This is a genomic window from Streptomyces sp. NPDC019224, assembly GCF_040632605.1.
Taxonomy (GTDB): domain Bacteria; phylum Actinomycetota; class Actinomycetes; order Streptomycetales; family Streptomycetaceae; genus Streptomyces.
Genome location: NZ_JBEYCF010000094.1, coordinates 1 through 10,550, shown reverse-complemented (window position 1 = coordinate 10,550; position 10,550 = coordinate 1). Strand labels below are relative to the sequence as shown.

The 10,550-nt window shown below is 74.8% G+C and carries 2 protein-coding genes; both read right to left on the bottom strand.

Annotated features, from left to right (window positions below; all coding sequences use genetic code 11):
- Positions 1 to 1,768: type I polyketide synthase (locus ABZ564_RS32370; RefSeq protein ID WP_360863033.1), on the bottom strand; the 1,768-nt coding region annotated here is incomplete at its 3' end.
- 28 nt (positions 1,769 to 1,796) lie between these two features.
- On the bottom strand, positions 1,797 to 10,550 hold an 8,754-nt coding region (locus ABZ564_RS32365; RefSeq protein WP_360863032.1), incomplete at its 5' end, for an SDR family NAD(P)-dependent oxidoreductase.

The window sequence follows — 10,550 nt, the reverse complement described above, 5'->3', positions numbered from 1 at the left end:
GGTGGTTCGCGAACACCGTCGAGGTGGTGAGGAGTTCGCGTGCCATGCCCTCCCACTGCGAACCCTGACCCGGGAACACGAACACCGTCCTGCCGTGGTCGGTGGCGATCCCCTCCACCACATCGGCCGAGGGCACACCTCTGGCCAGCGAGTCCAGCGCGGGCACCAGCTCCTCGCGGCTGCCCGGCACGACCACCGCCCGGTGGCCGAGCGCGGCCCGGCCCCGGGCCAGCACCGCACCGACCGCTGCCGGATCGAGATCCGGGCGCTCCTCCGCGTACGCACGCAACCGCGCGGCCTGCTCCCGCAGCGCCTCCGGGTCGTGCGCGGACAGCAGCCACGGCACTACCGGGCCCTCCGGCGCGGTGTCCACCGGCGCCTCGGCGGCGGGCGCTTCCAGGATGATGTGCGCGTTCGTCCCGCTGATCCCGAACGACGACACGGCGGCCCGGCGCGGCCGGTCGTCCGGCTCCCAGTCGCGGGCCTCGGTGAGCAGGCGTACGGCCCCGGCCTCCCAGTCGACGTGCGGGGACGGCTCGTCCACATGCAGGGTGCGGGGCAGTACCCCGTGGCGCATGGCCTGCACCATCTTGATGATGCCGCCCACGCCGGCGGCGGCCTGGGTGTGCCCGATGTTCGACTTCAACGAACCGAGCCACAGCGGTTGTTCGGTCGGCCGGTCCTGCCCGTACGTGGCGAGGAGTGCCTGCGCCTCGATCGGGTCGCCCAGCCTGGTGCCCGTGCCGTGCGCCTCGACCGCGTCCACCTCGCCGGTGGTCAGCCCGGCGTCCTCCAGGGCCTGCCGGATCACCCGCTGCTGCGACGGGCCGTTGGGCGCGGACAGCTGCCCGCTCGTACCGTCCTGGTTGACGGCGGAGCCCCGTACGACGGCGAGGACCCGGTGGCCGTTGCGGCGGGCGTCCGACAGCCGCTCCACCAGGAGCAGCCCGACGCCCTCGCCCCAGCCCGTACCGTCCGCCGCCGCCGCGAACGCCTTGCAGCGGCCGTCCGGGGACAGCCCGCGCTGCCGGCTGAACTCGACGAAAAGACCCGGGGTCGCGATGATCGTCGCCCCGCCCGCCAGCGCGAGATCGCACTCGCCCCGGCGCAGCGACTGCACCGCCAGATGCAGCGCCACCAGCGACGACGAGCACGCCGTGTCGATCGTCACCGCGGGGCCTTCGAGCCCGAAGGTGTACGACAGCCGCCCGGAGGCCACGGACCCGGCACTGCCGGTGCCGATGTACCCCTCCAGCCCGTCCGGGGCGCGACGGATGCGCCCGCCGTAATCCCCGTACATCACCCCGGCGAACACCCCGGTACGGGAGCCGCGCAGCGTGTCCGGGTCGATGCCCGCCCGTTCGAACGCCTCCCAGGCGGTCTCCAGGAGCAGCCGCTGCTGCGGGTCGATCGCGACCGCCTCGCGCGGGCTGATCCCGAAGAACCCGGGATCGAACCGGTCCGCCTCGTGCAGGAACCCGCCCTCACGCGCGTAGCTGCGGCCGGTCCGTTCCGGGTCGGGGTCGTAGAGCGCGGCCGTGTCCCATCCCCGGTTCTCCGGGAACGCGGAGATCGCGTCGGTGCCCGTGGCGACGACGTCCCACAGGTCCTCGGGCGAGCGCACCCCGCCCGGGTAGCGGCAGGACATGCCCACGATCGCGATCGGTTCGTGCCGCTCGGCCTCGGCCTCGGTCAGCCGCTGCCGGGTCTGGAGCAGGTCACTGGTCACGCGCTTGAGGTAGTCGCGGAGCCTGGCCTCGTTCGTCATGCGACGTCAACTCTCCTCGTCGTACGGGCTATTCGGAGCCGAGCTGTCCGTCGATGAGCTGGAAGAGCTCGTCGTCGGACGCCTGGTCCAGCAAGGGGGTGGCAGGTATGTCGGTGGTGGGTACGGAGATGTCACCGGCCGCCGCGAGGCGGGCCTGCAACAAGGCCAGGCGGGCGGCGATCCGCTCGCGGGCCTCCGCGTCGAGCGCGGCCCCGTCGAAGGCGGCCTCCAGCTCGTCGATGCGGGCCAGGGCGGAGGCCGGTCCGCCGGGCAGCCGGTCGGTCAGCTCCGTGTGGAGATGGGCGGCGAGCGCGGTCGCGGTCGGCCGGTCGAACAGCAGCGTGGTGGGCAGCCGCAGCCCGGTTTCGGCGCCGAGCCGGTTGCGCAGCTCGACGGCGGTCAGGGAGTCGAAGCCCAGGTCGAGCAGGCCCCGGTCGGCGGGAACGGGCCGGTTCGACGGGTGGCCCAGCGTCTCCGCCACCGCCGCCCGCACCAGGTCGAGCACCAGGCGCGGCCGCTCCTCCTCGGCCGCTTCCGCCAGCTTCCTGACCCAGGGGGCCTCGCCGTCGGCCCCGCCGCCCGCTCCGGTCACCGGGACCGGCCGCCGCGCCGGCAGACCCACCAGGGACCGCAGCAGCGGCGGCACCCGGTCCGGGTCACCGAGCCGGCGCAGCGCCGAGGTGTCCAGCCGTGCCGGCACCAGCCCGGGAAGCCCGGATGCGAGCGCCGCGTCGAACAGCTCAAGCCCCTCCTCCGCCGTGAGGGGTGCGACCCCGGTACGCGCGATCCTGGCCAGGTCCGCGGTGCCGAGGGCGTCACCGAGACCGCCGGACTGCTCCCAGAGCCCCCAGGCGAGCGAGGTGGCGGGCAGCCCCAGCGCGTGGCGGTGGTGGGCCAGCGCGTCCAGGAAGGTGTTGGCCGCCGCGTAGTTGGCCTGGCCGGCGTTGCCGATGATCCCGGCCACCGAGGAGAACAGCACGAAGGCGGCCGGTTCGATGCCCCGCTCCAGGGTCAGCTCGTGCAGCAGCAGTGCGGCGTCGGCCTTGGGCCGCAGGACGGTGGTGAACGCCTCGTCCGTCAGCGCCTCCAGCGTCGCGTCCGCCGTGACACCCGCCGCGTGCACGACGGCGCTCAGCGGATGGGCGTCCGGCACGGAGTCCAGCAGTGCCGACAGGGCCGCCCGGTCCGCGAGGTCGCAGGCGGTGAGCGTGACGTCCGCACCCAGACCGGTGAGGTGATCGACCAGCTCCCGGGCGCCCGGGGCGTCCGGCCCGCGCCGCCCGGTCAGCAGCAGCCGCCGCACCCCGTGCCGGGTGACGAGCCGTTCGGCGACCAGTCGCCCGAGCGCCCCCGTGGCACCGGTCACGAGCACCGTGCCCGGCAGTTCCGTGCGGCTCTCCGCCGGAAGCGGGACGCGGACCAGCCGCGGGACGAGCACGGCCCCGTCGCGCAGGGCGAGTTGCGGCTCGCCGGTGCTCAGCGCAGCGTCCCGTACACCGGCCGAGGCGTCCGCCCCGTCCGAGTCGACCAGGACGAACCGTCCGGGGTGCTCGGCCTGGGCCGTACGCACCAGGCCCCACCACGTCGAGCGGTTGAACCCGGATACCGGGTCGCCGTCCTCGACGGCCACCGCCCGCCGCGTCGTCACGACCAGCCTGGCCCCGCCGAAGCGGTCGTCGGCCACCCAGTCGCGCAGCACCTGAGCGAGGCCGGGCAGGGAACGCGCCTCCTCGTCCAGCAGGGCGTCGCCCGCGAACCGGCCTTCCGCCTCCGCGATCCGCAGCGCCTCGTCGTACCCGACCGCGACCGCCCCACCGACCGGTACGGCCTGCGCCGCCCACTCCACCCGGTAGAGCCCGCCCCCGCCGCTGCGCGCCGGCGCGAACCGGGCCGGGTCGGCCTCCCGTACGACCAGCGCGTCCACGGAGAGCACCGGTCTACCGGACTCGTCGGTGAGCAGCAATGAGGTGGTGTCGGGCCCGGCCGGCGACAGGCGGACCCGCGCCGATCCGGTCCCGGGACCGTGCACCCGCACCCCGTTCCAGGAGAACGGCACCGGCAGCCCGCCCGACGGACCGGGACCGGCGAGCGCGAGTGGGTGCAGGGCCGCGTCGATGAGCGCGGGGGCCACGAGCCGACCGCCGGCACCGTCCAGGTCGACCGCGACCTCGGCGTACCGGCTTCCGTCCGCCGGATCGCGCCAGGCGGCCCGCAGGCCCTGGAAAGCGGGGCCGTACGCATAGCCCAGTGCGGCCAGTTCGGCATAGGCGCCGCTCACCTCGACGGGCTCGGCTCCCGCCGGCGGCCAGGCACCCGTCAGCGGCGCCGGCCGCACGGCGGTGTCCGGTGCGAGGACCCCGGAGGCGTGTACCGTCCACGGCTCCCCTTCGGCGTCCGCCGCCCGCGAGTGGACCGTCACCGGCCGCCTGCCGCCCGTGCCCGGCGCGCCGACGCTCACCTGTACCCGCACGGAGCCGGTGTCCGGGAGCAGCAGCGGGTCGCTCAGCGTCAGGTCGTCGAGTACCGGAGTGCCGGCCTCCCGGCCCGCGTACAGGGCGAGTTCGAGGAGCGCGGCCCCGGGCAGGACGACGGAACCGAGCACCGCGTGGTCGGCCAGCCACGGATGCGTGGCGGTCGACAGCAGCCCGGTGTGGACCGTGCCGGCGTCACCGGCCAGTTCGACGGCGGCCCCGAGCAGCGGGTGGTCGGTCGCGCCGAGCCCCGCCTGTTCGACCCGGGCCGCACCGGCCGGAGCGGCCGGGCGGTCCAGCCAGTACCGCTCGCGCTGGAAGGGGTACGTGGGCAGCTCGACCGGCCGGCGGCCGTCCCGCACCCCGTACACCGCCCCGCCGACCGTGCCACCGGCGGCGTGCAGCGCGCCCAGCGCCTCCGGCAGCGAGCGCAGCTCGGAGCGGTCGCGGCGCAGCAGCGGCAGTGACACAGCGTCCGGATGTGTATCGGCGGCCATGGTCGCGAGCACCGCGTCGGGGCCCAGCTCCACGAACGCGCCGATACCCAGCTCCTTGAGCGCGGCGACGCCGTCCGCGAAACGGACCGCCTCACGGGCATGCCGGACCCAGTAGCCGGGCGAGGCCAGCTCGTCCGGGTCCGCGGCGGCCCCGGTGAGATCGGAGATCACCGGCAGCCGCGGCGGCCGGAAGTCCAGACCGGACAGCACCTCCCGGAACTCCGCGAGCACCGGCTCCATCAGTGGCGAGTGGAAGGCGTGGCTCACGGTGAGCCTGCGCGTCCGGGCGCCCGACTCCTTCGCACGGGCCGCGACTTCCTCCACCGCACCGGCCTCGCCCGACACCACCGTGGCGCGCGGGCCGTTGAGCGCGGCGATGCCCGCCCGGTCTTCGAGACCGGTCAGCAGCCGTGTCACCACGTCCTCGTCGAGCTCCACGGCGAGCATCGCGCCCCCGGCCGGCAACCCCTGCATCAGCCGCCCCCGGGCCGCCACCAGCGTCGCCGCGTCGGCGAGCGACAGGACCCCGGCCGCGTGCGCGGCGGCCACCGAACCGATGGAGTGCCCGAGCAGCGCGTCCGGACGCACACCGAAGTACTCAAGGAGCCGGAAGAGCGCCGTCTCCAGCGCGAACAGGGCCGGCTGGGTGTACCGGGTCTCGTCGAGCAGGGCCGCCTCCGGGGTGCCCTCGGCGGCGAACACGATCGCGCGCAGCGAGCGCCCGAGGTGGGGGTCCAGCGCGGCGCAGGCCGCGTCGAAGGCGGCGGCGAACGCGTGGTGCGCCGCGTACAGCTCACGGCCCGCCCCGGCGCGCTGGCTGCCCTGGCCGGTGAAGAGGAACGCGGTCCGCACCCGCTCGGGCGCCACGACCTGCGGTGTCTCGCCCGCCGCGACGGCGGCGAGGGCACGCAGCGCCTCGTCGCGGCCGGCCGCGACGAACGAGACGCGGTGCTCGAAGGCACCGGGGCCGGCGGCGAGGGCCGCCGACACGTCGGCGGGGGCCGGGTGGGGGCTGCGGTCGAGTACATCGGCCAGTTGCGCGGCCCGCGCACGGAGGGCGCCGGGCGTGCGACCGGAGACGAGCCACGGGACGGGGCGCGCGGCGGCGGACGCGTGCTCACCGCCGGCCGGCGCGTCCAGGCGCACCTGGGCGTCGGTGCGGGGCGCGTCTGCGTCGGCCGGTGTCGTGTGGCCGTTGGTCTGGGGCGCGTCCGTGTCGGCCGGTGTCGCCTGGCCGTTGGTGTGCGGCACGTCCGTGTCGGCGGGTGCCTCCAGGATCACGTGGGCGTTGGTCCCGCTGATCCCGAACGACGACACCGCGGCCCGCCGGGGCCGCTCCCGCTCCGGCCAGGGTGTCGTCTCGGTGAGCAGCGCGACACCGCCCTGGGCCCAGTCGACATGCGAGGTGGGCCGGTCGATGTGCAGGCTCCTGGGCAGGACCCCGTGCCGCATGGACAGCACGGTCTTGATCACACCCGCGACGCCGGCGGCTGCCTGCGTGTGCCCGATGTTCGACTTCACCGAGCCCAGCAGCAACGGCTGCCCGTCCGGCCGGTCCCGCCCGTAGACCGCGAGGAGCGCCTGCGCCTCGATCGGATCGCCGAGCTTCGTCCCCGTCCCGTGCGCCTCGACGGCGTCCACGTCCCGGGCGGCGAGGCCCGCCCGTTCCAGGGCCTCGCGGATGACCCGCTGCTGGGAGGGGCCGTTGGGCGCGGTGAGACCGTTGCTCGCTCCGTCCTGGTTGACGGCGGAGCCCCGCAGCACGGCCAGCACCTCATGGCCGTGGCGCCGGGCGTCCGACAGCCGCTCGATGAGCAGCAGCCCGACACCCTCGCCCCAGCCCGTGCCGTCGGCCGCTTCCGCGAACGGCTTGCACCGGCCGTCGGCGGAGAGCCCACGCTGCCGGCTGAACTCCACGAACGTCGCGGGCCCGGCCATCACCGTAACCCCGCCGGCGAGCGCGAGATCGCACTCGCCCTGCCGCAGCGCCTGGGCCGCGAGATGCAGGGCGACCAGCGAGGAGGAGCAGGCCGTGTCCACAGTGACCGCGGGACCTTCGAGACCGAAGGTGTACGCGACCCGGCCGGAGGCGACACTGCCCGCGCTGCCGCTGACGAGATACCCCTCGACCTCACCGGGCGCGTTCGGCGCCTGGTGGAGCCGGGCCCCGTAGTCGTTGTACATCACCCCGGCGAACACCCCGGTACGGGAGCCGCGCAGCCCGGCCGGGTCGATCCCGGCCCGCTCGAACGTCTCCCAGGCCGTTTCGAGCAGCAGCCGTTGCTGCGGGTCCGTCGTCAGGGCCTCGCGCGGGCTCATCCCGAAGAACTCCGGGTCGAAGTCGGCGGCCGTGTGCAGGAACCCGCCCTCCCTCGCGTACGAAGTGCCGGGCCGGGAGGCGTCCGGATCGTAGAGCCCGTCCAGGTCCCAGCCCCGGTCCGTCGGGAAGCCGGAGACGGCGTCCGTCTCCTCGCTGACCAGCCGCCACAGCTCCTCGGGAGTGGTCACCCCGCCCGGGAACCGGCAGGCCATGGAGACGATCGCGATCGGATCGTCGGAGACGGCGGTGCGGGTGGAAACGGCGGCCGCTACGGGTGCGGACTCGGACACGCCGAGTTCGTCCCGCAACAGCGCGGCGAGCGCCTGCGGGGTCGGGTGGTCGAAGACCAGGGTCGTCGGCAGCCGCAGACCCGTGGCCGCCCCGAGCCGGTTGCGCAGATCCACGGCGGCGAGCGAGTCGAAACCGAGATCCGTGAAGGCGCGCCCCTCCGGCACGGCCCCCGCGTCCGTGTGGCCGAGCACGGTGGCCGTGGTGGCCCGCACCAGCTCCAGCAGCCTCCGTTCCACCTCCTCGGCCGGCAGCCCGGCCAGCTGCTCGGCGAACGTCGAACCGGATGCCCCGGGTACGGAGTTGACCGCCCTACGGGGACGCCTCGGCGTCAGCGAGCGCAGCGGAGCCGGGACCGGCGTGCCCCCGTCGCCCAGGGTGGCGGTGGCGAACCGGGAGGCGACGAGCACGGGCCGGTGTGATCCGAGCGCGTCGTCGAACAGTCGTAGCGCGCTTTCCGCCGGAAGCGGTGCGATGCCGGTGCGGGCGAGGCGGGCGAGGTCGGTCGCGCCCAGCCGGGATCCCATGCCGTCGCTCTGGTCCCAGAGGCCCCAGGCGAGCGAGGTGGCGGGCAGGCCGTGGGCGTGGCGGTGGTGGGCGAGGGCGTCGAGGTAGGCGTTGGCGGCGGCGTAGTTGGCCTGCCCGGCCGTGCCGGTGACCCCGGTGACCGAGGAGAAGAGGACGAACGCGGCGAGGTCGAGCCCGCATTCGACCGTGAGCTCGTGGAGCAGCAGCGCGGCGTCCGCCTTGGGGCGCAGGACCGTGTTCAGCCGGTCCGGGGTCAGGTCCTTCAGCACCCCGTCGTCGAGCACCCCGGCGGCGTGCACGATCGCGCTCAGGGGGTGCGGGGCCGGGATGTCCGCGAGCAGGGCGGCCACGGCGTCCCGGTCGGCGGTGTCGCAGGCGACCAGGGCGACGTCCGCCCCGAGCCCCGTGAGGTGGGCCAGCAGCTCGGCCGCCCCGGGGGCCGCCGGGCCGCGCCGGCCGGCGAGCAGGAGGTGCCGGACGCCGTGGTGGGTGATGAGCCGCTCGGCGATGGTCGCGCCGAGGGCACCTGTGGCGCCCGTGAGCAGTACGGTGCCGTGTCCGTCGGGCCCGGCGACCGGCGCCCGGCCGGGGGCCGCGTCAGGGACGCGGCTCAGCCTGGGGACCAGTACGCGTCCTTCGCGCAGGGCGACTTGGGGCTCGCCCGTCTCCAGTACCTCTTCGAGAGCCCGCTCACTGGCCTCGCAGCCGTCCGTGTCGACGACGACGAAGACGCCCGGATGCTCCGACTGGGCCGTCCGCAACAGCCCCCACACCGCAGCCGCCGGCAGGTCGGTCACCTCCTCGCCGTCCCGTGTGGCGACGGCGCCCGAGGTGACGACGGCCAGCCGCGATCCCGCCGTCTCCTCCCGCGCCAGCCACTCCTGGACGAGCGCCAGCGCGTGATGCGTGGCTTCGGCCACGGACAGGTCAGGGACGATCCGTACGATCTCGTCGCCGGGCAGCACATCACCGGCCCGGCCCGCGCGGGCCACCGGCTCCGTCCACTCCACCTCGTACAGCGGATCGGCGTGCGCGGCAGCCACGGCGGGGGCGGGCAGCAGACGCACCGAGCCCACGGAGGCTACGGGCCCGCCTGCGGTATCGGTCAACGAGAGCGACACGGACTGCCCGTCGTCCGGCTCCAGTCGGACCCGCAGCACGTCGGCCCCGGTGGCGTGGAGACGGATGCCGGACCACGAGAACGGCAGCTTCAGCTCATCGCCACCGCCTTGTAGCGGCAGCAGGTGCAGCGCGGCATCGAGCAGCGCGGGGTGCAGCGCGAAGTCACCCGCCTGGGCGCGCAGTTCGTCCGGCAATGCGACCTCGGCGAAGAGTGCGCCGCCGACCGCCCACGCGTCCCGCAGATTGCGGAAGGCGGGCCCGTAGCCGTAGCCCAGCGCCGCCAGTCGCTCGTAGACCTCGGCGGCATCCGTGCGCTCCGCACCGGCCGGAGGCCAGGCGGCTTCGGGGCCCGGCACCTCGGCGTCCGCCGGAGCGAGCCTGCCGGACGCGTGCCGGACCCAGGGCTGCCCCTCGCCCGACCGGGCATACACGCCGAACGACCGCCGGTCCGTGTCGTCGGGAGCGCTGACCGCCAACTGGAGCGCCACCACCGAACCGTCGTCCGGGAGGGGAAGCGGCGCCTCCAGCATCAGCTCGTCCACCACCGGGACGTCCGCCTCCTCGCCCGCGCGCAGGGCCAGTTCGACGAGGAGCGCCGCCGGGACGAGTGCCACCCCGCCCATCGCGTGGTCGGCGAGCCAGGGGAGCGAACGTGTGCCGACCTCACCCGTGAACAGCAGGCCCCCGTCCCCGGCCAGCTCGACGGCCGGAGCGAGCAACGCGTCGGTCGCGGGGGTGTCCAGCCAGTAGTGGGTGGGCCGGAAGGGGTAGGTGGGCAGGTCGGTGTGTCCGGCGCCGCCCGGAGTGAGCGGGATGCCCTGGGCGTACGTCGTGGCGAGCGCGGTCTCGAGGGTGTGACGTTCGCTCTGGTTCTTGCGGAGGAGCGGTATGGCGTCGGGGGTGTGGGCGGTGAGGGAGGCGTCGGGGCCGAGTTCGAGGTAGATGGTGATGTTTTTGCTGGTCAGGGTGGTGATGTGGTCGTGGTGGCGGACGGTGTCGCGTATCTGGTCGGTCCAGTGGTCGGGGCTGGTGGGGTCGCCATCGGTGATGAGAGGTGTGTGCGGCTGGTGGTAGGTGACGGTCTGTGCCACGTCCCGGAACTGGTCGAGGATCGGGTCCATGTGGGGGGAGTGGAAGGCGTGGCTGACGGTCAGCGGGTGGACGCGATGACCCTGCTGCTTCAGCCTTCGCGTGGCGTCCTCCACGGCCTCCCGGTCTCCTGAGATCACCAGTGAGGTGGGGCTGTTCACGGCGGCGAGCGTCACGTGCGCGTTGAGGTACGGCTGTATCTGTTCCTCGGTCGCTTCGATGGCGGTCATGGCTCCGCCGGCCGGTGCGGATTGCATGAGCCGGGCGCGGGTGGTGATGAGGAGTGCGGCGTCGGGGAGGGTGAGGATGCCGGCGGCGTGGGCGGCGGTGAGTTCGCCGATGGAGTGGCCGGTGACGAAGTCCGGGGTCACGCCGTGGTGGGCGAGGAGCCGGTGGAGCGCGGTCTCCAGGGCGAAGAGTGCGGGCTGTGTGTAGCGGGTCTCGTCGAGGAGCGCGGCGTTCGCGGA